General features: G+C 71.8%; 17 protein-coding genes and 1 other RNA gene. 10 read left to right on the top strand and 8 right to left on the bottom strand.

From position 1 onward, the window contains the following. Positions 1-121: 121 nt before the first annotated feature. The 3 genes from ABLE88_RS11570 to ABLE88_RS11560 all read left to right on the top strand — a co-directional run bounded on the left by ABLE88_RS11570 (position 122) and on the right by ABLE88_RS11560 (position 2625). A complete protein-coding gene (locus ABLE88_RS11570; protein ID WP_348831836.1) occupies positions 122-1234 on the top strand; it encodes a site-2 protease family protein in 1113 nt (370 codons plus the stop codon). Between the two features lie 154 nt (positions 1235-1388). Continuing rightward, positions 1389-2201 carry a crotonase/enoyl-CoA hydratase family protein gene (locus ABLE88_RS11565; protein ID WP_348831835.1) on the top strand — a complete coding sequence of 271 codons (813 nt, stop codon included), beginning with the start codon at positions 1389-1391 and terminating at the stop codon, positions 2199-2201. 4 nt (positions 2202-2205) lie between these two features. Beyond that, positions 2206-2625: a DUF1330 domain-containing protein gene (locus tag ABLE88_RS11560; protein WP_348831834.1), complete on the top strand. Its 420-nt coding sequence runs from the start codon at positions 2206-2208 to the stop codon at positions 2623-2625. 20 nt (positions 2626-2645) lie between these two features. On the opposite strand, the gene ABLE88_RS11555 is transcribed toward ABLE88_RS11560, so the two are convergent. The 7 genes from ABLE88_RS11555 to ABLE88_RS11525 form a co-directional block, all read right to left on the bottom strand. Next, positions 2646-3227, bottom strand: a complete 582-nt coding sequence (locus ABLE88_RS11555) for a TetR/AcrR family transcriptional regulator (RefSeq protein ID WP_348831833.1) — start codon at positions 3225-3227, stop codon at positions 2646-2648. A 192-nt stretch (positions 3228-3419) separates the two neighbouring features. Further along, positions 3420-3860: a PaaI family thioesterase gene (locus ABLE88_RS11550; RefSeq protein ID WP_348831832.1), complete on the bottom strand. Its 441-nt coding sequence runs from the start codon at positions 3858-3860 to the stop codon at positions 3420-3422. Between the two features lie 214 nt (positions 3861-4074). Beyond that, the gene (locus tag ABLE88_RS11545) at positions 4075-6939 is read right to left on the bottom strand and encodes an HD domain-containing phosphohydrolase (RefSeq protein WP_348831831.1); all 2865 of its coding nucleotides are present in this window, start codon (positions 6937-6939) and stop codon (positions 4075-4077) included. 291 nt (positions 6940-7230) lie between these two features. Continuing rightward, on the bottom strand, positions 7231-8136 hold the full coding sequence (locus tag ABLE88_RS11540; RefSeq protein WP_348831830.1) for a hydroxymethylglutaryl-CoA lyase: 906 nt from the start codon (positions 8134-8136) through the stop codon (positions 7231-7233). Beyond that, entirely contained in the window at positions 8136-10151 is a 2016-nt protein-coding gene (locus ABLE88_RS11535; RefSeq protein ID WP_348831829.1) for an acetyl/propionyl/methylcrotonyl-CoA carboxylase subunit alpha, read from the bottom strand. Before ABLE88_RS11535 ends, ABLE88_RS11540 begins: the two co-directional genes overlap by 1 nt. Next, positions 10148-10924 carry an enoyl-CoA hydratase/isomerase family protein gene (locus ABLE88_RS11530; protein ID WP_348831828.1) on the bottom strand — a complete coding sequence of 259 codons (777 nt, stop codon included), beginning with the start codon at positions 10922-10924 and terminating at the stop codon, positions 10148-10150. Before ABLE88_RS11530 ends, ABLE88_RS11535 begins: the two co-directional genes overlap by 4 nt. A 232-nt stretch (positions 10925-11156) precedes the next feature. Next, entirely contained in the window at positions 11157-12764 is a 1608-nt protein-coding gene (locus ABLE88_RS11525) for a carboxyl transferase domain-containing protein (RefSeq protein WP_348831827.1), read from the bottom strand. Between the two features lie 335 nt (positions 12765-13099). On the opposite strand from ABLE88_RS11525, the gene rnpB reads away from it, so the two are divergent. From rnpB to ABLE88_RS11505, 4 genes are all read left to right on the top strand, one after another. Continuing rightward, positions 13100-13468, top strand: an RNA gene (gene rnpB, locus ABLE88_RS11520) — RNase P RNA component class A. Between the two features lie 457 nt (positions 13469-13925). Further along, positions 13926-14645 (top strand): SDR family NAD(P)-dependent oxidoreductase, encoded by a 720-nt coding sequence (locus ABLE88_RS11515; protein WP_348831826.1) that lies wholly within the window; start codon positions 13926-13928, stop codon positions 14643-14645. 38 nt (positions 14646-14683) lie between these two features. Continuing rightward, the gene (locus ABLE88_RS11510) at positions 14684-15802 is read left to right on the top strand and encodes a glycerol dehydrogenase (RefSeq protein WP_348831825.1); all 1119 of its coding nucleotides are present in this window, start codon (positions 14684-14686) and stop codon (positions 15800-15802) included. A gap of 20 nt (positions 15803-15822) precedes the next feature. After that, positions 15823-16377: a 2,4'-dihydroxyacetophenone dioxygenase family protein gene (locus tag ABLE88_RS11505; protein WP_348831824.1), complete on the top strand. Its 555-nt coding sequence runs from the start codon at positions 15823-15825 to the stop codon at positions 16375-16377. Between the two features lie 13 nt (positions 16378-16390). Here ABLE88_RS11505 and ABLE88_RS11500 read toward each other — a convergent pair whose 3' ends face one another. Then, positions 16391-17071: an arylesterase gene (locus ABLE88_RS11500; RefSeq protein WP_348831822.1), complete on the bottom strand. Its 681-nt coding sequence runs from the start codon at positions 17069-17071 to the stop codon at positions 16391-16393. 151 nt (positions 17072-17222) lie between these two features. Between ABLE88_RS11500 and ABLE88_RS11495 the strand changes: the two genes are divergently transcribed. The 3 genes from ABLE88_RS11495 (at position 17223) to ABLE88_RS11485 (ending at position 21941) form a co-directional block, all read left to right on the top strand. Next, the gene (locus tag ABLE88_RS11495) at positions 17223-17927 is read left to right on the top strand and encodes an ABC transporter ATP-binding protein (RefSeq protein WP_348831821.1); all 705 of its coding nucleotides are present in this window, start codon (positions 17223-17225) and stop codon (positions 17925-17927) included. Next, the gene (locus ABLE88_RS11490; protein WP_348831819.1) at positions 17924-20491 is read left to right on the top strand and encodes an ABC transporter permease; all 2568 of its coding nucleotides are present in this window, start codon (positions 17924-17926) and stop codon (positions 20489-20491) included. The genes ABLE88_RS11495 and ABLE88_RS11490 overlap by 4 nt, the downstream gene beginning before the upstream one ends. Positions 20492-20585: 94 nt before the next feature. Next, complete coding sequence (locus ABLE88_RS11485) at positions 20586-21941, top strand: DUF3422 family protein (RefSeq protein WP_348831817.1); 1356 nt, start codon at positions 20586-20588, stop codon at positions 21939-21941. Positions 21942-21989: the final 48 nt, after the last annotated feature.

The following is a 21989-nucleotide window of genomic DNA, read 5'->3' as shown; positions in this document are numbered from 1 at the left end:
TATCGGCGCGTGCGGTGCAAGGAAGCGTGCGGCCGCAAAGGTGCCGCGGCGGTGCGGCAAGGTGCGTTGCGCGCCGGCCTCGAACCTTTATGAGTGGGGGCGAGCCCAACGGGAGACGTCCATGCCCTGGTCCCTCACCATCGGCCGGTTCGGCGAGACCGCCATCAGGATCCACGTCACCTTCCTTCTGTTCCTGGTGTGGATCTGGGCCGCTTATTACCGCCTCGGCGGGTCGCAGGCGGCGTGGGAGGGGGTGATCTTCGTCGCGCTCCTGTTCCTGTGCGTGCTGCTGCACGAGCTCGGCCATGTGGTCGCGGCGCGCCACTACGGCGTGAAGACGCCGGACATCACGCTCTGGCCGTTCGGCGGCATCGCCAATCTCGAGCGCATCCCCGAGAAGCCGTCCGAGGAACTGGTGGTGGCGCTCGCCGGTCCGGCGGTGAACGTGCTGATCGCGCTGGTCTTGCTGCTTGTGCTGGGTGGCAGTCTGAACGTGGACGACCTCGCCAAGATCGAGGACCCCGGCACCTCGCTGCTCGCCAAGGTCGCGGGGGCCAACATCTTCCTCGTGGTGTTCAACCTGATCCCGGCCTTCCCCATGGACGGCGGGCGGGTGCTGCGCGCCGTGCTCGCCATGAACATGGGCTTTTCGCGGGCCACCGCGCTCGCCGCCACGATCGGCCAGGGCCTCGCCATCGCCCTCGGCCTGCTCGGCATCTTCGGCAATCCCATGCTGATCGTGATCGCCGTGTTCGTGTTCCTCGCCGCCTCGGGCGAGGCCGGGCAGGTGCAGCTCAAGGAGGCTTCGCGCGGCCATCTGGTCCAGGACGCGATGATCACCCATTTCGAGACCCTCGGCCCCCAGTCCACGGTGGACGACGCGGCCGAGGCGCTGATCCGCTCGACCCAGAAGGAGTTCCCGGTGGTGGATGGCAGCGGGCGCCTGCGCGGCGTGCTGACCCGCGACGCCATGATCCGCGCTTTGAAGGACCAGGGTCCGCAGACCCCGGTGATCGAGGTGATGCAGCCGGACGTGCCCACGGTGGATGCGCGCGCCACCCTCGACACGGCGCTGAAGCTCCTCACCGAGACGCAGGCTCCGGCCGTGGGCGTGCTCGACGGCACCGGCCGGCTCGTCGGCCTGCTGACGGCCGAAAATGTCGGCGAGCTGATGATGATCCACGTCGCGCTCGGCGGCCGGCCCCACGCCCCCCGGCCCGCCGGCGCGGCCTGAGGCCGCGCGCGTCGCCAGCGGGCCCGCCGCTGCGGGGCCGCGGCAAACCGTGGCGGCGGCTGCTTCGGCGCGCCGTCATGTATACCGTACAGTCAGTGTACCTGAGCCGGCGCCCCGCGCATCCTGTCCGCCTGATCCTCAGGAGGAGGTGCCGATGACACGGCCGGTGCTCAAGGAAACCCATGGCGCGATCGCGACGCTCACGCTCAATCGCCCGCGCAAGCTGAACGCGCTCGATTACGAGACCATCGACACGCTGCTCGCCGATCTCGACGCCATCGAGGGCGATGACGCGGTCCGCGGCATCATCCTCACCGGGGCGGGCGAGCGGGCGTTCTCGGCGGGCGGCGACATCCCGCAATTCGCCCGCTCGGTGGCGCTGGGCGCCGACCCGGCGCTGCGGGACTTCGTGGCGCGCGGCCAGCGTCTCACCGCCCGCATCGAGGCGTTCCGCAAGCCGATCGTGGTGGCGGTCAACGGCCTTGCCTTTGGCGGCGGCTGCGAGGTCACCGAGGCGGCGCCGCTCGCCGTGGCGAGCGAGCAAGCGGTGTTCGCCAAGCCGGAGATCCGGCTCGCCATGCCGCCCACCTTCGGCGGCACCCAGCGCCTGCCGCGCCTCGCCGGGCGCAAACGGGCCATGGAGCTGCTGCTCACCGGCGAGGCCTTCTCGCCGGCGCGGGCGCTGGAGCTCGGGCTGGTCAACGCGGTGGTTCCCCATGCCGACCTGATGCCCGCGGCGCGCCGCCTCCTGGAGCGCATCCTGGTCCATTCGCCTTTGGCGGTGGCGACCATCCTCACGGCGGTCACGCGCGGCATCAACCTGCCGATCGCCGAGGGCCTGCTGATCGAGGCCGAGCAGTTCGCCCGCATGGCGCCGACCGAGGACCTTAGGGAAGGCCTCGACGCTTGGATCGGCCGGCGCACGCCGGTCTATCCCGGCTCCTGGACCGCCGTGGCGGCGGAGTGAGGCGGTGACCGGCCACACCAGCTTCACCAAGGAGGCGTTCGCCGCCTTGCGCGCCGATGGCCGACCCGGCCCGGTGCACATGCTCAACCTCATCCGCCTGCGTCCGCAGGCGGCCTATGGCGACGGCCGGGCCGCCTGCGGACGGGAGTCCTATGCGGCCTACAGCCGCCTCAGCGCGCCGGTGCTGCACGAGCTCGGCGGGTGGATCGTCTGGCGCGGCGGGTTCGAGCAGGCGCTGGTGGGTCCGGCCGACACCCGGTGGGACATCGCCTTCATCGCCGAATATCCGAGCCCGGCGGCGTTCGCCCAGATGTTCCGCAGCCCGCTCTACCGGGAAGCGATGGTGCACCGCCAGGCGGGGGTCGCCGACAGCTGCCTGATCCGGTTCTCGGCTTTGCCGCCGGGCGCCGGATTCGCCGGATGACGCGCCCCCGGCCGCAGGCGTCAGGGGGCCGGGCGGGCGGCGGCCACGAGGGCGAACGCCGCCTCGCCCGCCGTCTCCATGTAAGAGGGGTCGCGGTGCAGCAGCTCGACGGAAAAGGCGCCGTCGAGCAGCAGCAGGATCTGCCGCGCGAGGGTCGCGGCATCGCGGCAGCCGTCCGCCTCGAACACGCCGCGCAGCCAGCCCTCGAAGCTCTTCTTGTGGGCGGCGCCGATCCTGATGGCGGGATGGCCGGGCATGTTGGCGAGTTCCGCCGAGGTGCGCAGGAAGCCGCAGCCCTTCCATTTGGGATGGCGCGCCGACTTGGCGAGGCTGCGGAAGATGCCCCGCACCTTCTCTGGGGTCGCGCCCTCGGTCTCGGCGAACCAGCGCATGAACAGAGCGAGATTGGGCTGGTCGCGCATCGCCAGATAGGCGGCAACGAGATCGTCCTTGCTGGCAAAATGATAATAGAGCGTGCGCTTGGTGACGCCGGCTTTCTCCGCCACCGCGTCGACGCTGACGCTACGGATGCCCTCGGCGTAGAACAGCTTGGAGGCGGCGGCGACGATGCGCGCGCGGGTCGGCGGTCCGGGGGTCTTCATGCGCAAGATTCACCGTTTTCATCTCAAATTGACTTAGACGATTATTTGCGCTCGTCAATACAAAACGAGAAGTTTGAATTTAGATTCAGTATATGATCTGAACTGAGATGGAACTGACCCGGCGCGCCACCCGCGCCAGCGTCCCCACGCGCGGGACCCGTCCGGGGGGCGAGAAACCTCCGCGGCGGGGGCCTAGCCGCTCGGCACATCCGGCCGGCCGGCCATGCACATCAGCGTCTGCTGGCCGATGGCCACCGGCACCCGCTCGTCCGGCCGGTGGGCAAACACCTCGAGTTGGCAGATGGTCAGCGTCCGGCCCGACTTGACGACCCGGCCCACAGCCTCGAGGAAATCGCCCTGGGCGGGATTCAGCAGGTTCAACTTGAACTCCACCGTCAGCACCGAACTGTTCTCGGGAAACACCGTGAAGCCGGCATAGCCGCCGGCGGTATCGGCGATGGCGGAGGTCGCGCCGGCGTGGAAATAGCCGTGCTGCTGCGACAGCTCCGGCCGGAACGGCATGCGGATGGCGACGAGGCCCTGGCGGATCTCGTGCAGCACGGCGCCGAGATGGACCATCAGGCCCTGGCGGGCGAAGCTCTCCTCGACCCGCCGCGCGATCGCCTCACTCACCGGCTTCCCAAACTCGCTGCCCATCCGGCCCTCCCGACACCTTGGGGTTCCCGCCGAGCCTAAAGCGCGATCCGAGCCTATGGAACCACCGCCCGGTTCCATGGCGCCGGCCATTCGCTTTCCACCTTGTGGGACCGGACGGTTCCGCTGCCCGTGCCGGCAGCTGCGGCTCCAGCGGCCTTGACGCGGGAAACGCGCGCCGGAGCGCGGGCGCTCACGCCGCGGGCGCCCTGCCGGCGCCGGCGACGGCGGTGGCGACGGCGCGCAGGGCGCCGATGTCGATCCCGTCGCGCTGATCCGGCCGCAGGAAGCGCTCGGCATAGGTCTGCCAAATGCCGCTTTCCAGGAAATAGCCGAACACAGCCGGGTCGAGATGGCCGTCTTTGCACATGAAGGCCATGATGCGCAGCGCCTCCGAGAGACGCTTGGCCGGTTTGTAGGGACGGTCGGCGGCGGTGAGCGCCTCGAATACATCGGCGAGCGCCATCACGCGCTCCTCGACCGAGAGCGCACCGCCCTTCAACCGGCGCGGATAGCCCGTCCCGTCCATGCGCTCGTGGTGGGTGGAGGCGATCTCCGGCACCCGCGCCAGATGCCGCGGCCAGGGCAGGCTCCTCAACATGGCGTAGGTCTGCACCACGTGGTCGTTCACCAGGAATCGCTCCTCGTCCGTCAGCGTGCCCCGGCGGATCGAGAGATTGTGGATCTCGCCGCGGTTCTCCCGGTGCGGCGGCAGCACCATGTCGAAGCCGTAGACGTTCGCGGGATCGCCCGTCTCCACCGGCGGACGGCGCCCGGACCAGGGGATGATGTCGGCCTCGCGGTCGCAGAGCAGGGCCTCGACCGCCGGCAGCGTGTCCGCCGGCACGTGGGCGACCCGCCGCGCCTCCTCGCGCGAGAGCCCGAGCCGGTCGTCGAAGTGGCGCAGATAGGTGCGCCCGGCGATCGCCCTGATCCGGGCGACCGCCTCGTCGGTCATGAACTCGCCGCCGATATTGCTCGCGGCGACGAACGCGAAATCGTCCCTCAGCGCCGCCTGGGCGGCGGCCAGCTCGGCCTGCGAGCGCGCACGGTCCGCCCCCGCGGCGAGGCGGTCCCGGTGGGCGATTTCCGCGTCCCGCCAGAGCACCTCGAACCGCGTGCGCACCTCGTGGATGCGGTTGTGGATGGCCTCCAGCTTGGTGGCCTTGTCGATCACGTGCTCTGGGCTCGTGACCTTGCCGCAATCGTGCAGCCAGGCGCCCAGATGGAATGCGTGCCGCTCCTCCGCGTTCAGGCGGAAATCCTTGAACGGACCTTCTTGCTCCTGCGTCATCCGGTCGACGATCATGGTCGCCAGTTCGGGCACGCGGCGACAGTGCCCGCCGGTATAAGGGCTCTTGGCGTCGACCGCGTCGGCGACCAGGTGCACGAAGCCGTCGAGCACCTTGCGCTGCGCCTCGATCAGCCGCCGCGTCTCGATGGCGGAGGACAGGGCCCCGGACAGGCGCTCCGCGAAGGCGCGGAACTCGGCGCCGCCGTGCGGGACATCGCGGGGATGCTCCAGGACGAGCAGGCCGAGGGTGTCCGACTGGCGGTCGGTCAGCGGCAGGACCAGCTGGCCCTGCCCGTCGGCGGGCCGGGCGAGCATGCCGCCCCCTGCCGACAGGCTGTCGAGCGCGAGGTGCGCGGGGAGGCGGCCGACGGCCGCGGCGCCTTGCGCCGCCACCGTTGCGAGGTCGAGGCCGCCGCCCTGCGCGTCCAGCAGATAGACCGCGCCTTGGGTGCAGCCGGTCGCTTCCACGGTCTGCTGGAGCACCGTCGCCAGCATGCGGTCGAGCGCGGGCTCGTTGCCGATGGTCTCGGTGGTGCCGAGGAAGTTCTGGATCGTCGTGCACACCTCGCCCAGCACGTCCTCCAGCTGCCGGATCTCGCGGATCATGGAGCCGCGCAGCTGGGGCTTGCGGAAATCGAAGCGGCTCAGGCGCTGGGCCTCACGCGCCAGATCGGTGAGGTCCCGCCCCAGGCGATGGCCGACCAGCCAGCCGATGACCAGCAGCGCCGCCGCGAGGCCCGCGGTCAGCCAGGCCTGCCGCATGAGGCCGGCGCGGACGCCGGCAAGGAGGTCGCTGTCGGGGGTCGCCATGAGCAGCCGCAGGCGGCCCACCGGGAAGGCCGCGAGCGGCATGGCGATGCCGAACCAGGAATCACCGCCCACCGGCAGCCGCACCGGCTGGTTGTCGCCGGCGCCACTTTCCGCAAGCGCGGTGAGGGCCGGAACCTGGAGTTCGCGCAGCTTGGCGAGCTGCACCTCGTCGCCGACCCGGCGATAGGCGCGCTCAAGGTCGGTATAGGCGTAAGCGTTGCCGTCGGCCCCGACGATGGCGATCTCCGAATGGGGCGTCAGGCGCAGGGCCTTCAGCTCGTTGCCGAGGTCGGACAGGTCCACGTCGAGGCCCGCCACGGCCGCCCCGTCGCGGGAGGCGAGGCTGAGCGACACGCCGATCTGCCGGGTGGTGAAGAAAATGTAGGGAGCGGTCAGGTTTTCGCCCGGAGACTGGTCGGCGTCGATGTACCAGGGCCGCTGGCGCGGATCGAAGGTGTTGCCCGCCACCGTGCGCGTGGCCAACAAGGCGCGGTCCTCGCCGAGGAAGCGCCAGACCGTGTCCACCTGCCCGTCGGCGCCGCGCTCCACGCTTTGGAGGAGATAAAGCGCGCCATCCGGCGCATCGAGCTGGGCACGCGCGGCGGCGGTGCGCAGCGGCCGGGCGAGGATGAACTCGCCATCCGCATAGCCCACATAGGCCGCGGACAGGAATGGGATGCCTTCGAGGATCTGGATGAAGGCGCCCACCCGCGCGAGCCGCCCCTGGAGATCCCTCTCGTTCACGATCGGGTCGTTGGCGAGATAGCGCAGGCTCGCCGAGGCCGGCGCGATCAGCCGGCGCACCTTCTCGTCGATGAGCCGCCCCATGGCGAGGGTGCTCTCCTGCGCCGACTGAAGCAGCGCCGTCCGGGCGACCTGCCAGCCTTGCCACATGAGCAGCGCCCCAAGCGCGCTCATGGAAGCCACCACCACGATCGCGATGAGCAGCGGCAAGGGCCAAGTGAACCCGCCACGCGGACGGCGAGACGAAAGGCCAGTCTTCGCGAGGCGCATGGGCGCTCCACCGGCCGGCTTTGGTTCCGCCCCCCGCGGCGCCTGCGCCGGGTCGGGGAGCGGCGTCTTGCTGACATCAGCTCACCGCGACCGCCTCATTCCGGCCTGACGAAGCGGTGCCGTGATCCCATCCTGAAAGCGGGGGTTCGTCAATGCCCGTCGGCACGGGGTACCGGCCCGCGGGCACGACCGTCCGCCCGGCGAACCGGCGTGTCTCTGCGGGAGGGCCCGCTAGCCGGCCCTGGCCGCGAGCGCCCGCGCCGTCTTGGAGGCCGAGGGGCGCCCCAGGGCCTCGGTGATGGCGCGCCCGGCGGCGGCGAGCCGGTCGAGATCGACGCCGGTCTCGATGCCGAGGCCGTCCAGCATGTAGACGAGATCCTCGGTGGCGAGATTGCCGGAGGCGCCCTTGGCATAGGGGCAGCCGCCGAGGCCGGACACCGCCGCATCCACCGAGGCGATGCCGAGATCGAGGCAGGCGAGCACGTTGGCGAGCGCCTGTCCGTAGGTGTCGTGGAAATGCAGCGCGGTGCGCGCGGCGCCGATCTGGTCCACCACCGCCTTCGCCATGGCCTTTGCCTTGTCGGGCGTGCCGACCCCGATGGTGTCGCCGAGCGAGACCTCGTAGCAGCCCATGGCGACCAGCGCCTGCGACACCTCCACCACCTTGGCGACCGGCACCTCGCCCTGATAGGGGCAGCCGAGCACGCAGCTGACATAGCCGCGCACGGCGATGCCGTTGGCGCGTGCGATGTCGAGCACCGGCGCGAACCGCTCCAGGCTCTCGGCGATGGTGCAGTTGATGTTCTTCGCGCTGAACGCCTCCGAGGCGGCGGCGAACACCGCCACCTCCTCGGCCTGCGCCGCCAGCGCCTGCTCGAGCCCCTTGAGATTCGGGGTGAGCACGGTGTAGCGCACGCCGGGCCGCCGCTTCAGCGCCGCCAGGAGCTGGGCGGTGTCGGCCATCTGCGGCACCCATTTGGGCGAGACGAACGAGCCTGCCTCGATCACCTTGAGGCCGGCGTCGGCCAGCGCCTCGACGAGCGCCACCTTGGCGGCGAGCGGCACGATGCCGGGCTCGTTCTGGAGCCCGTCGCGCGGGCCCACCTCGACGATGCGCACGAAAGACGGCCGGGCCATCAAACCTCCTCCAGAACCAGCAGCTCGGCGCCCTCGTCCACCAGGTCGCCGACCGCGAACTTGAGCGCCTTCACCCGGCCGTCGCGGGGGGCGGCGACCGTGTGCTCCATCTTCATGGCCTCCACCACCACCAGCGGCGCGCCCTTGGCCACCTCCTGGCCCTCGGTGACGGCGATGCGGATGATGGTGCCCGGCATCGGCGCGACCAGGCGGCCGGCGGTGCCGGTGGCGGCCTGGGAGGCGAGGCGCGGGTCGACGAATTCGAGGCCGAACTCGCCGCCGCGCACGAACACGATGAGATGGGCGCCGGTGCGCACCACCCGGGCGGACAGCGCGACGCCGTCGAGCCGGGCGCGGATCGCCCCCTCCGCGTCCGCCTCGCCCTCCACCGTCAAGGGGCCGCCGGGCAGATCGAGCACGAAGCCCGAGGGCCGGAAATGGGCCCGCACGGCGATCCGCCGCTCCCGGTCGGCGAAGGTGAGGTCCACATGGGCGTCGCGGTTGAGCCGCCAGCCCGGCGCGCGGCCCCAGGGCGAGAACGGGTCGGCCGCATCCACCGCCTCGGCGGACTGGCGCGCCTCCTCCTTCAGCACGAACAGCGCGGCGAGCGCCACCACGGCGTCGTCCACCGGCGCCGGCGGCGGCAGGAGATCGGCCTGGTGGCGGGCGATGAAGGAGGTGTCGAGGTCGGCCGCGGCGAAGGCCGGATGGGAGGCGATGGCCTTCAGGAAGGCGCGGTTGGTGGAAAGGCCCACCACCTCGGTCATGGCGAGCGCCGTCTCCAGCCGGGCGATGGCCTCGGTGCGGTCGGCGCCGCGGGTGATGATCTTGGCGATCATCGGGTCGTAATGCACGGACACCGCGTCCCCGGCCCGCACGCCCGTGTCGACCCGCGCGCCGGGCGCGGCGACCGGCAGGACGAGATGCTCCAGCCGCCCGATCTGGGGCAGGAAGTCCTTCTGCGGGTCCTCCGCATAGAGGCGCACCTCGATGGCGTGGCCTTCGAGCGGGATCTCGCTCTGGGCGAGCGGCAGCGGCTCGCCCTCGGCGACGCGGATCTGCCACTCCACGAGGTCCTGGCCGGTGATCGCCTCGGTCACCGGATGCTCCACCTGCAGGCGGGTGTTCATCTCCATGAAATAGAAGCCGTCGCCCTCGGCGATGAACTCCACCGTGCCGGCGCCCACATAGCCCACGGCCTTGGCCGCCTCCACCGCCGCGCTTCCCATCTCGGCGCGCCGCTCGGGCGTCATGCCGGGGGCCGGCGCCTCCTCCACCACCTTCTGGTGGCGGCGCTGGATCGAGCAGTCGCGCTCGTGGAGGTAGACCGCATTGCCGTGCGTGTCGGCGAACACCTGCACCTCGATGTGGCGCGGCCGGGTGAGATACTTCTCGATCAGCACCCGGTCGTCGCCGAACGCGCTTTGCGCCTCGCGCTTGGCGGAGGCGAGGGCCTCAGGGAACGCGGCTTCGCCCTCCACCACCTTCATGCCCTTGCCGCCGCCGCCGGCGGAGGCCTTGATGAGCACCGGGAAGCCGATGCGCGCCGCCTCGCGGGCGAGCAGCGCCTCGTCCTGGTCGGCGCCGTGATAGCCCGGCACCAGCGGCACGCCGGCGGTCTCCATGAGCGCCTTGGCGGCGCTCTTCGAGCCCATGGCGCGGATCGCCGAAGCGGGCGGGCCGACGAAGACGATGCCCGCTCTGGCGCACGCCTCGGCGAAATCGGCATTCTCCGAGAGGAAGCCGTAGCCGGGATGGATGGCATCCGCCCCGCTCTTGCGCGCGGCGTCCAGGATGGCGTCGATCTTCAGATAGCTCTCGCGCGCCGGGGCGGGGCCGATGGGATAGGCCTCGTCCGCCACCGCCACGTGGAGCGCGTGGGCATCGGCCTCGGAATAGACCGCGATGGTGCGGATCCCCATGGACCTCGCGGTGCGCATGACGCGGACGGCGATCTCGCCCCGGTTCGCCACCAGGAGGGTGCGAATGGGCCGGTTGCTGGCGTTCCCCATCATGGCGTCCCCCAATTGGGCTTGCGCTTTTCCAGGAAGGCGGCGACGCCCTCTTTGCCCGCGGCGCTGGCGCGCTGGTCGGCGATGCGCCGGGCGGTGTCCTGCACCACGGCCGGATCGACCGGCCGGTCCACGGCGGCGATCAGGTCCTTGGTGGCGGCGATGGCGGCGGGGCTGTTGGCCCTGAGCGCCTTCAGGTGGCGCGCGAGCGCGGCGTCCAGCTCCTCGGCCGGCACCAGTTCGTGGACCAGGCCGAGCGCCAGCGCGGTCGCGGCCGAGAACCGCTCGGCGGTGAGGAAATAGCGCCGCGCCTGCCGCGCGCCGAGGGCCCGCACGAGGTAGGGGCTGATCACCGCCGGGATCAGGCCGAGGCGCACCTCGGTGACGGCGAATTCCGCCTCCGGCACACACACGACGATGTCGCAGGCGGCCACCAGCCCGGTGCCGCCGGCGAACACCGAGCCCTGGACCCGCGCCAGCGTCGGCTTGGGGCAGGTGTCGATGGTGCGCAGCAGCGTGCCGAGCGCCAAAGCGTCGACCAGATTCTCGTGGCGGGAATAGCCCGCCATGCGCTTCATCCAGTTGAGGTCGGCGCCGGCGGAGAAGCTCTTGCCGTTGGCCCGCAGCACGATGGCGTAGACGGAAGGATCGGCGATCGCCGCCGCGTAGGCGCGGGTGAGCGCGGCGACGAGCGCATCGTCGAAGGCGTTGTGCACCTGCGGCCGGTCGAGGGTGAGGACGGCGACGCCGTCCTCCACGGATGCGAGGAGGCTCATGGGGTCAGCCTTTCACGCCTGGCGTGTCCCGGCCGACGGGCGCGCGGCGCAGCCGCGCGGCAGGAGAGCCGGGATCCAGCGCAGAAGTGCCGCCGAAGGCGGTCTTCGTGGGCACGACGGCAGAACGCAATGCCTGCTGCGCAGGAGTCTTGCGCTCGACTCCGGCTCGGCGCTCCGGCTGCGCCGTCGCTTGTCCGGGGAACACGGTGCGCGGCAGGAAGCGGGGTCGCCCTCACATGCGGAACACGCCGAAGCGCGTCTCCCTCTCGGGGGCATTGAGCGAGGCGGACAGCGCCAGCGCCAGCACCATGCGGGTGTCGGCGGGGTCGATCACGCCGTCGTCCCACAGGCGGGCGGAGGAATAATAAGGGTGCCCCTGCACTTCGTACTGGTGGCGGATCGGCGCCTTGAACGCCTCCTCCTCCTCGGCCGGCCAGGCGCCGCCCTTGGCCTCGATGCCGTCGCGGCGCACCTGCGCCAGCACGTTCGCCGCCTGCTCGCCGCCCATCACCGAGATGCGGGCATTGGGCCACATCCACAAAAAGCGCGGATCGAAGGCGCGCCCGCACATGCCGTAATTGCCGGCGCCGAAGGAATTGCCGATGACCACGGTGAATTTCGGCACGCTGGCGCACGACACCGCGGTGACGAACTTCGCCCCGTCCTTGGCGATGCCGCCGGCTTCGTATTTGCGGCCCACCATGAAGCCGGTGATGTTCTGCAGGAAGACCAGCGGGATGTTGCGCTGGCAGCACAGTTCCACGAAGTGCGCGCCCTTCTGCGCGCTTTCGGAGAACAAGATGCCGTTGTTGGCGACGATGCCCACCGGATACCCGAAGATGCGCGCGAACCCGGTCACCAGCGTCTGGCCGTAGAGCGGCTTGAACTCGTCGAACTGCGAGCCGTCGACGATGCGGGCGATGATCTGGCGCACGTCGAACGGCCGCTTGGGATCGGCCGAGACGATGCCGTACATCTCCTTCGGGTCGTAGAGCGGCGCCCTCGGCTCGCGGATGTCGAGGGAGTGCGCCTTGCGGGAATTGAGGTCGGCGACGATCGAGCGGGCGATGCCGAGGGCGTGGGAATCGTTCTCCGCCATGTGATCGGAGACGCCGGAGATGCGGGTGTGGACCTCCGCGCCGCCCAGCTCCTCGGCGGTGACCACCTCGCCGGTGGCCGCCTTCACCAGAGGCGGCCCGCCGAGGAAGATGGTGGCCTGGTTCTTCACCATGATGGACTGGTCCGCCATGGCCGGCACATAGGCGCCGCCCGCGGTGCAGGAGCCCATCACCACCGCCACCTGGGGGATGCCGCGCGCCGACATGGTGGCCTGGTTGAAGAAGATGCGGCCGAAATGCTCGCGGTCCGGGAACACCTCGTCCTGGTTCGGCAGGTTGGCGCCGCCGGAATCGACGAGGTAGAGGCACGGCAGATGATTGTTCAGGGCGATGGTCTGGGCGCGGATGTGCTTCTTCACCGTCATCGGGAAGTAGGTGCCGCCCTTCACCGTCGCGTCGTTGGCGACGATCACGCATTCGCGGCCGGAGACCCGGCCGAGGCCGGTGATGATGCCGGCCGCCGGCACCTCGTCGTCATACATGCCGTAGGCGGCGAGCTGGCTCAGCTCCAGGAACGGCGATCCGGTGTCCAGCAAGGTGCGGATGCGGTCGCGCGGCAGCAGCTTGCCGCGCTTCAAGTGGCGCTCGCGGGCGACCGGTCCGCCGCCCTCGGCGGCGTGCTCCACCTTGTCCCGCAGGTCGGCGACGCTCGCCTCGAGGGCTTCGCGGTTGCGCCGGAACGTGTCGGAGCGGCGGTCGACCGCATCCTCGATGATGGCCATGAGCGTCCTCGCCCCGTTTGCGAGAAGATTGGACCCGCTGCCGCGCGCCGCGATGGGCGGGCAGCGTGGCGCGGCGATCTCCTCCGGTGCCGGTTCGGCCGGCTTGGAAACGATCGTACGTTTTTTTAACGCCGGCGCAAGGGGGAAGGTGGGCCGGCGTCGGCCGGGCGGCTGCCTGCGGGTTACACCAAAGTCGCAAGGGAGCAAAGGGCGCTGCGATCGGCCCGCGACCGGGCCGGGATCCTCGCCCGCGCCGGAGGATATCCCCAGTCGGCGCCACGAGTCGCCGCGTCAGCCTTGACGCGGCGGGCCGCGATCCCCATTGCTGCACGACACCAGCCGGCCGGGCGGCCGCGGCATCTCGATGCCGAGGAAAGTCCGGGCTCCACGGAGACACGGTGCCGGATAACGTCCGGCGGGGGCAACCCCAGGGAAAGTGCCACAGAAATCAAACCACCCGTGCATGCACGGGCCAGGGTGAAACGGTGGGGTAAGAGCCCACCGCGCGACCGGCAACGGAAGCGGCACGGCAAACCCCACCGGGAGCAAAGTCGAATAGGGACGGCACGGGAAACCAGCCCCGCCTCCGGGGCGTCGTCCGGGTTGACTGCTAGAGGCGCCGGGCAACCGGCGTCCCAGAGGAATGGCCGCCGCGCGGGCGCAAGCCCGCCGTACAGAACCCGGCTTACAGGCCGGCTGGTGCTCTCGAGCCTTCCCCGTGCCGCCGCGGCGACCGCGCCGCGCGCGAACCGCTATCGTGGCAACAAATTTTCGTGCGGCCGCTTGGCCTCGTGCCGGCCGCGCGGACCGCCCACGCGGCCACGCGCGGAACCATCTCGGCGCCCCCGGCAGGACGACACCGGTGCCTGCCCGGCGGATGGGGCGTCGGCGCCGGCATCGCCTATCGCCTCGGCAGATCCGGGCCTCTGCGCTTCCGCAATCCGGCCCCGGGCGCGCCGCCCGCCCGCCGAACCGGCGAGGATGCCCGCCGGCGCCTGTTCGCGCGGGCGGACCTCATGCTACATCTGGTCAAGACGCCGTCCCCGCCGCCGCGTTTATCCCCCGAGGGCCAGGCGCGCGCACAGGCGGGACCGACAAAGGGCGCACCCCGCGCCACGCCAAGGGCAGGCGCGGGAATGGCGGGAGGGAGTGGCGGTTTCCATGGATGGGCTAATCGATTTAAGTGGTCGGGTGGCGGTGATAACGGGGGGCGGGACCGGGCTCGGGCTCGCCTGCGCGCTCCATTTCCTGCGCGAGGGATGCACCGTGGTGGCGCTGGGGCGCGACCGCGAAGCCACGGCCGCGCATCCGCGGCTCGTCTTCCAGGAGCTCGACGTCACGGACCAGGGCGCCATCGCCCATCTCGCCGCCCGGCTCCCGGGCGTCGACGTGCTGGTGAATGCGGCAGGCATCATCCTGCACGACATGGAGGAATTCTCCCCCGCCGGGTTTCGCAGGGTGATCGACGTCAACCTCTGCGGCGCCCAGGACGTCACCATGGCGCTGCGCGATGCCCTGCGGCTGAGGCGCGGGAGCGTCGTCAACCTCGCCTCCATGTGGTCGTTCTTCGGCTCGGGCCGCAACCCCGCTTATGCCGCGAGCAAGGGCGCCATCGTCCAGCTCACGCGCTCGCTCGCGGTGGCGTTCGCCGGCGACGGGGTGCGGGTGAACGCGGTGGCGCCGGGCTGGATCCGCACCAGGCTGTCGGCCGGCGCCATGAACGACCCCGCCCGCCATGCCGCCATCACCGCGCGCATCCCGCTCGGCCGCTGGGGCGAGCCGGACGACGTGGCCGGCGTCGTCGGCTTTCTCGCCTCCCCCGTGGCGCGCTACGTGACCGGTGCGGTACTGCCGGTCGACGGCGGCTATTCCATCGCCTGACGCCGCCGACGTCGCCAGGAAAGGGAGAAGGCATCCCCATGCGGCATCTCAAAGTCTTCGGCGCGCCGAGCCTCTACGTGCAGGGGCCGGGCGCGCTCGCCACGCTTTCCGACCTGCTCGCCACCCATCTGTCGCCGCCGCCCCGCCGGGTGCTCCTGGTGTCCGACGCGCTGATGGCGGGGCCCCTCCAGCAGCGGATCGCCCCGCTGCTGGAGCCGAAAGGCCTTGCCTTCTCGGTCCTCGGCTTCCAGGGCGCGGTGACGCAGGCCACCGCCCGGCGCCTCGCCGGCGAGGCGCGCGGCTTCGCGCCCGACCTCGTGCTCGCGGCGGGCGGCGGCAAGGGCGTCGACATGGGCAAGGCGGTGGCCCACGCCCTCGGCGTGCGGCTCGCGACCCTGCCCACCGCCGCCTCCCAGGACGGCGCCACGAGCCGCGTCTTCGTGCTCTACGGCGACGACCACCGGCTGCTGCGCGCGGAGCGGCTCGCCCGCAATCCCGAGATCGTGCTGGTGGACACGCAGATCCTCGCCGAGGCGCCGGCGGAACTCCTCGTGTCGGGGATCGGCGACGCGCTGGTGAAGCGCTTCGAGGCCGCCCAGTGCGTCGGCGCGGACGGACCGAACATGTTCGGCGCGCGCGCCACGCTCGCCGCGCCGGCGCTCGCCGAACTGTGCGACCGGGTGCTGCGCGCCCATGCGGTGGACGCTCTCGCCGCGGCCCGGGCCAAGGCGCCGGACGAGGCGTTCGAGAAGGTGGTGGAGGCCTGCTTCCTGCTCGCCGGCCTCGGCTTCGAGGGCGCCGGCCTGTCCATCGCCCACGCCATGACGCGCGGCCTCACCGCGGTGCCGGAGACCGCATCCGCGCTGCACGGCTGCCAGGTGGCCTATGCGCTTCTGGTGCAGTTCCTGCTGGAGCGGCGCTCCAAGGACTTCATGCGCGAGCAGTTCGCCTTCTACCGCAAGGTGGGCCTGCCCATCTGCCTGAAGGATTTCGGCATCGCCCCCCCGCGCGCCGAGACGCTCGCGGCCATCGCAAGCCTCACCCTCGCCGCGCCGCACGCCCGCAATTTCGAGCGCGCGCTCGAAAGCGACGACATCGTCGACGCCATGGAGCGCCTGGAGGGGCTGAGCGCGCTCGCCCCGGCGCGCGCCGCCTGACCCCGATCGGAGGAAACGCCATGCCCGCCGCCGCCCCCTCAAACCGCCCCAGGATCCCCGAGAGCGCCGAGGCGGCGCGCACCCCCTACCGGCACCCCCAGCCGCAGGAGAGCCCGCCGGAGATCGTCATCCCGAGCGTCATTCCCGAGGACGAGCGCGTGTGGGTGCCGCAGCAGCCCAACGTCTGGTTCCGGCCGCTGTGCCTGTGCGCCAGCCGCGGCTATTGGGTGAACCTGCTGAAGGTGCGCAAGTCCGGCGTGCTCTCGCGCCATCGCCACCCGCAGCCGGTGCATGGCTACGTGCTCAAGGGCTCCTGGCGCTATCTGGAGCACGACTGGGTGGCGCAGGAGGGCGGCTATGTCTACGAGGCGCCGGGCGAGACCCACACGCTGGTGGTGGACGCGCACGTGGAGGAGATGATCACCTTGTTCCAGGTGAACGGCGCCATGATCTATGTGGACCCGGACGGCGCCGTCATGGGCTATGAGGACGTGTTCACCAAGATCGACCTGTGCCGCCGGCACTATGGCGCGATCGGGCTCGGCGCCGGCTTCGTGGACCAGTTCATCCGCTGAGGCCGCCGGGCGGCTACCGCGCCGCGCCGCCTTGGGCGCCGTCGGCCTTCACGGCCTTTTCCTCGGCGTCCTTGTCTTTTACCTGGGCGATCAGAGCTTCCGCCTTCGGCAGGATGCCGGCGACGATGGCGGCCACGCCGCGCGCATTGGGATGCAGCCCGTCCGGCTGGTTCAGCGCCCGGCTGCCCGCCACCGCATCGAGAAAGAAGGGATAGAGCAGGACGCCCTCGGCGGCGGCGATCTCCGGGAACACGGGATCGAACCGCAGCGCGTAGTCCGCCCCGAGGTTCGGCGCCGCCCGCATGCCGGCGAGCAGCACAGAGATGCCCTTCGCCTTCAGGCGCCGGACGATCTCGGTGAGGGCGCGCCGCGTGCCGTCCGGGTTCTGGCCGCGCAGCATGTCGTTGGCGCCGAGCTCGACGATCACCGCGTCGGTCCCGGCCGGGATCGACCAGTCGAGGCGGGCGAGGCCCTGGGGCGCGGTCTCGCCGGAGACGCCGGCATTGACGATCTCCACGTCGTGGCCCCTGGCGCGCAGCGCCGCCTCGAGCTGCGCCGGGAAGGCCTGGCTCTTGGGCAGGCCGAGCCCTTCGGTGAGGCTGTCGCCGAAGGCGACGATGCGCACGGTGCGCGCCGCCGCCTCTGACGTGAACGTGAACAGGACCAGCAGCACCGCCAGGGCGCGCGCCAGCACTGGCGCCGCTTCGGCGCGCCGGGCGGCCGCGCGGGGCTGCGACGCCGGCACCGCGTTCCCCCGGTGGGCGATTGGTGCTTTGCTGGCGTACAAGGCTGCAACGGGCGCCGCCCGGCCCAAGGTCTCAGGGTTCCCCTTCGCCGCGACACGCATGGACGACATAGCCACTCCTTCTTTCATCCTCAGCCTATCGCACATCGACCTCTATCTCGGCAGCGGGCCGGCCCGCGTCCATGTGCTCAAGGACGTGAGCGTCGCCGTGGCACCCGGCGAGGCGGTGGGGCTCGTGGGCGCGTCGGGCTCGGGCAAGTCGACCCTGCTCATGGTGATGGCGGGCCTCGAACGGGCCGACGCCGGCACCGTGGAGGTCGCCGGGACCCGGCTCACCGGCCTCGACGAGGACAAGCTCGCGCGCTTCCGTGGCCGTCATGTGGGCATCGTGTTCCAGTCCTTCCACCTCATCCCCACCATGACCGCGCTCGAAAACGTCGCCGTGCCGCTGGAGCTCGCCGGCCGCGCCGACGCGTTCGCGCGGGCGGCGCGGGAGCTGGCGGAGGTGGGCCTCGGCGCGCGCGCCGCCCATTATCCCTCCCAGCTCTCCGGCGGCGAGCAGCAGCGCGTGGCGCTCGCCCGCGCCCTCGCCCCCGAGCCGGCCATCCTGCTGGCGGACGAGCCCACGGGCAATCTCGACGAGGCGACCGGGCGGCAGATCATGGACCTCCTGTTCGCCGCGCAGCGGGCGCGCGGCACGACCCTCGTCATCGTCACCCACGACCCGGGGCTGGCGGCGCGCTGCGACCGGATCGTGCGGCTGCGCTCGGGCGCGGTGGTGGCGGCCGGCGCCGAGGTGACATGAGCGCACGCGGCGGACCGTCCGTCTCTGGCCCCCGGCTGCCGGCGGCCCTCGCCTTCGCGCTGCGCGAGCTGCGCGGCGCGCGGCAGGGCTTCGGCGTGTTCCTGCTGTGCCTCGCGCTCGGGGTGGCGGCGATCGCCGGCATCGGCTCGTTCGCGCGCGCGCTCACCGAGGGGCTCGACCGGGAGGGGCGCGCCATCCTCGGCGGCGACGCGGCCTTCACCCTCACGCAGCGCGAGGCGAGCGACATCGAGCTCGGCTTCTTCACCCTGCGCGGCGAGGTGAGCCGGGTCGCGAGCCTGCGCGCCATGGCGCGGACCCTCGCGGGCGAGGCGGCGCTCGCCGAGCTGAAGGCGGTGGACCCGGTCTATCCGCTGGCCGGCCGGCTGGAACTCTCCCCGTCCATGTCGCCCGGGGCGCTGTTCGCGCCCGGCCACGGCCTGCCGGGGGCGGCGGCGGAACCGGCGCTGCTCGCCCGGCTCGGGCTCGCGATCGGCGACAAGGTCAAGATCGGCGACGCGATGTTCGAGATCCGCGCGGCGCTGGTCTCGGAGCCCGACAAGCTCTCCGCCGGCATCGGTCTCGGCCCGCGCCTGCTGATCTCGGTCGGCGACCTGCCCGCCACCGGCCTCGTCCAGCCCGGCAGCCTGGTGCGCTGGAGCTACCGCCTGCGCCTGCCCGAAACGGCGCCGCCCGAGGCGCTCGACGCGCTGATGGATGCGGCCCATGAGCGCTTCGACGACGCCGGCTTCGAGATGCGCACCCGCCACGGCGCGACGCCGCAGCTGGAACGCAACATGGAGCGCATCGGCCAGTTCCTCACCCTCGTGGCGCTGACCGCGCTGCTGGTGGGCGGGGTGGGCATCGCCAATGCGGTGGCCAGCCACCTCGCGGCCAAGCGCGCCACCATCGCCACCTTGAAGGCCCTCGGCGCGACGCGCGGCCAGGTGTTCGCGGCCTACGGGATCGAGATGGGGGTGATCGCCGCCGCCGGCATCGCCGCCGGGCTCGCCGTGGGCGCCGCCATCCCGTTCGTCGGCACCGCCGCGCTGTCCTCGGTCATCCCCTATCCGGTGGCGCCGCGGCTCGACGGGGCGACGCTCGGCCTCGCCGGGCTCTACGGGCTTCTGGTGGCCGGCCTGTTCACCGTGCTGCCGCTGGCGCGGGCGCAGGAGACGCCGGCCGCTTTGCTGTTCCGCGACACTGCGGGCGAGGCGCGCGCCCGCCTGCCGCGCCGGCCGCTGCTGCTGGCGGCGCTGCTGGCGCTCGGCCTCGTCGCCCTGGCGCTGGCGAGCGCGGTGGACATGAAGGCGGCGTCCGTCTTCATCGCCGCGGCGGCGGGCGTGTTCGGCCTGCTGCGCCTTGTGGGGATGGGCCTCGTGGCGCTGGCGCGCCGGCTGCCCCGGCCGCGGGCGATGGTGCCGCGCCTCGCGCTCGCCAACACCCACCGGCCGGGCGCGCTCACCCCCACGGTGGTGCTCTCCCTCGGCCTCGGCCTGTCGCTGATGGTGGCGGTGGGCCTGATCGACCGCTCGCTCACCGCGGAGCTGGCCGGCCCGGTGCGCGAGGAGGCGCCGAGCTTCTTCTTCGTGGACGTGCCGAGCGCGGATCAGGCGGCGTTCGCCCGCTTCGTCGCCGATCGCGCGCCAGGCGCGCGCCTGCGCGCGGTGCCCATGCTGCGGGGGCGCATCATCGCCCTCAACTCCATCCCGGCCGAGGCGGTGCGCCCCTCGGCGGAGGCCGCCTGGGTGCTGCAGAGCGACCGCGGCATCACCTTCTCGGACACGCTCCCGGAGGGCTCGCGGCTGGTCGAGGGGCAATGGTGGGGCGCGGGGGAGACGGCGCCGCTGGTCTCCTTCGACGCCAAGATCGCCGCCGGCCTCGGCCTCAAGGTGGGCGACACGGTGAGCGTCAACGTGCTCGGCCGGCTCGTCACCGCCACCATCGCCAACCTGCGCGAGGTGAAGTGGGAGCGGCTCGGCATCAACTTCGTCATGGTGTTCTCGCCCGCGACCTTCGCCGGCGCGCCACACTCCGTGCTCGCCACCTTGACCTTTCCGGGCGGCGCCGACGCGGCGGGGGAGATCGCGCTCCTCAACCAGGTGGCGGAGGCCTATCCAGCGGTCACCGTGGTGCGGGTGAAGGAGACGCTGGAGGAGGCGCGGCGCATGCTGGAGAACCTCTCGCTCGGCATCCGCGCGGCGAGCCTCGTGACGCTGCTCACCTCGCTCCTGGTGCTCTCCGGGGCGCTGGCGGCGGGTCATCAGCGGCGCGTCTACGAGGCGGTGATCCTGAAGACGCTCGGGGCGACGCGCGCGCGCCTCATCGCCGCCTATGCCCTGGAATATGCCGGCATCGGCCTTGTGACCGCCGCCGTGGCGGTGGCGGCGGGGAGCCTGTCGGCCTATGCGGTGACGGTGTTCGTGATGGAGATCGGCTTCACCTTCTCGCCCGCCGTGGCACTCGGCGCGGCGCTCGGGGCGCTCGCCGTCACCGTCGCGCTCGGCCTCTTGGCGACGCTCAAGGCGCTGAGCGCGCCGCCCGCTTGGGTGCTGCGCCACCTGTGAGGGCCGGGGCTGCGACCAAGAAGGTCAGCCTTGCGCCTTGATCGAGCCCGCCCGCCGTGCCAGCACCAGGGACGGGAATTTCGGGATCACCCACATGGACCAGCGGACCGCACCGGGATCGGCCGACCTCCTCATCGGCGAGGGGCGCCAGCTCTCGGCCCATCCGCTGCGCGCGGCGGTGCTCGGCGAATTGCATGCCCGCCCATTCGTGCCGGCGCAGACGCCGCGCCGCTTCCTGCACGCCGGCTTCCTGCTCGACTTCGCCGCGGCGCAGAAGGACCGCGCCGCGATCGCCCATCTGTGCGCCTCGCGCGGGCTGCCGACGCCGGCGCCGGGGGCGAAGCACCATTCGGTCTCCTTCGGCGGCGCCAACCTGCGCTGGGAGAGCCACGCCGAGTTCTGCACCTACACCTGGGACATGCCGTGCCCGGAGATCGTGCCCGGCGCGCTGCCGTTCCAGCCCCCCGCGGTGACGCTGGCGAGCCCGTTCGCCGAGGTGCCGCAGCCCGGCCCGCTGCTGGTGGCGGTGGACCTCCACCTCGTCACCGACACCGCCGAGGACTTCCTGCTCGACACGGTGTTCGACCGCGCCAGCCTCGCCCGCTCGGACGTCGGCGACGGCCAGGCGGAGATCGCCACCGACTTCATGGCCGACCCCTCCGGCTTCGTGCGCATCCTGGTGCGCGACCGCGGCCTCGGGGCGGAGGCGGCCGGCGCGCTGGTCCAGCGCCTGCTGGAGGTCGAGACCTACCGCACTTTGGCGCTGCTCGGTCTGCCGGAGGCGCAGCGCCTGTCGCCCGCCATCTCGCGCATCGAGGGCCGGCTCGCCGACGCGGCGAAGGAGATGACGCTGACCGAGGGCCTCGCCGCCAACAACGAGCTGCTCGACGAGCTGGTGGCGCTCGCGTCCGAGATCGAGGCCGGGGCGACCGCCTCGCTGTTCCGGTTCGGCGCCAGCCGCGCCTATATGGAGATCGTGCGGCTGCGCCTCGCCGCGATCCGCGAGGTGGCGGTGCCGGGCTTTCCCACCTGGCAGCAATTCCTCGACCGGCGCATGGCGCCCGCCATGCGCACCTGCTTCGCGGTCGAGGACCGGCAGGACAAGATCGCGCAGAAGCTCGCCAACGCCGCCGATTTGCTGCGCACCCGCGTGGACGTGGAGCTGGAGCAGCAGAACCGCGATTTGCTCAGCGCCATGAACGAGCGCACCCGCCTGCAATTGCGCCTCCAGCGCACGGTGGAGGGGCTCTCGGTCGCCGCCATCTCCTATTATGTGGTGAGCCTGTTTCACCATGTCTTCGAGGGCATCCACGAGAGCGGCATCGACGCCCGTCTCACCGGCGTTCATCTCGACGTGGGGCTTTTGACCGCGCTGTCGGTGCCGGTGGCGGTGCTGGCCGTGTGGTCGGTGGTGCGCCGCATCCGCCGCGCGCACGGCGACGATGATTGAGGCTGCGTCACGCGGGCACCGGCGCAAAGGCACCTTGCCGCTGCGCCC

The organism is Xanthobacter luteus (assembly GCF_040049235.1).
Lineage (GTDB): Bacteria > Pseudomonadota > Alphaproteobacteria > Rhizobiales > Xanthobacteraceae > Xanthobacter.
The sequence above is the reverse complement of the archived record's forward strand: the minus strand, read 5'-3'. Positions and strand labels throughout refer to the sequence as shown.

Coding starts and splice junctions, on each gene's coding strand:
- ABLE88_RS11555 (WP_348831833.1), bottom strand. CDS start 3,227: ATGAAGACCCCCGGACCGCCGACCCGCGCGCGCATCGTCGCCGCCGCC.
- ABLE88_RS11565 (WP_348831835.1), top strand. CDS start 1,389: ATGACACGGCCGGTGCTCAAGGAAACCCATGGCGCGATCGCGACGCTC.
- ABLE88_RS11510 (WP_348831825.1), top strand. CDS start 14,684: ATGCGGCATCTCAAAGTCTTCGGCGCGCCGAGCCTCTACGTGCAGGGG.
- ABLE88_RS11485 (WP_348831817.1), top strand. CDS start 20,586: ATGGACCAGCGGACCGCACCGGGATCGGCCGACCTCCTCATCGGCGAG.
- ABLE88_RS11515 (WP_348831826.1), top strand. CDS start 13,926: ATGGATGGGCTAATCGATTTAAGTGGTCGGGTGGCGGTGATAACGGGG.
- ABLE88_RS11530 (WP_348831828.1), bottom strand. CDS start 10,924: ATGAGCCTCCTCGCATCCGTGGAGGACGGCGTCGCCGTCCTCACCCTC.
- ABLE88_RS11505 (WP_348831824.1), top strand. CDS start 15,823: ATGCCCGCCGCCGCCCCCTCAAACCGCCCCAGGATCCCCGAGAGCGCC.
- ABLE88_RS11495 (WP_348831821.1), top strand. CDS start 17,223: ATGGACGACATAGCCACTCCTTCTTTCATCCTCAGCCTATCGCACATC.
- ABLE88_RS11540 (WP_348831830.1), bottom strand. CDS start 8,136: ATGGCCCGGCCGTCTTTCGTGCGCATCGTCGAGGTGGGCCCGCGCGAC.
- ABLE88_RS11490 (WP_348831819.1), top strand. CDS start 17,924: ATGAGCGCACGCGGCGGACCGTCCGTCTCTGGCCCCCGGCTGCCGGCG.
- ABLE88_RS11525 (WP_348831827.1), bottom strand. CDS start 12,764: ATGGCCATCATCGAGGATGCGGTCGACCGCCGCTCCGACACGTTCCGG.
- ABLE88_RS11535 (WP_348831829.1), bottom strand. CDS start 10,151: ATGATGGGGAACGCCAGCAACCGGCCCATTCGCACCCTCCTGGTGGCG.
- ABLE88_RS11570 (WP_348831836.1), top strand. CDS start 122: ATGCCCTGGTCCCTCACCATCGGCCGGTTCGGCGAGACCGCCATCAGG.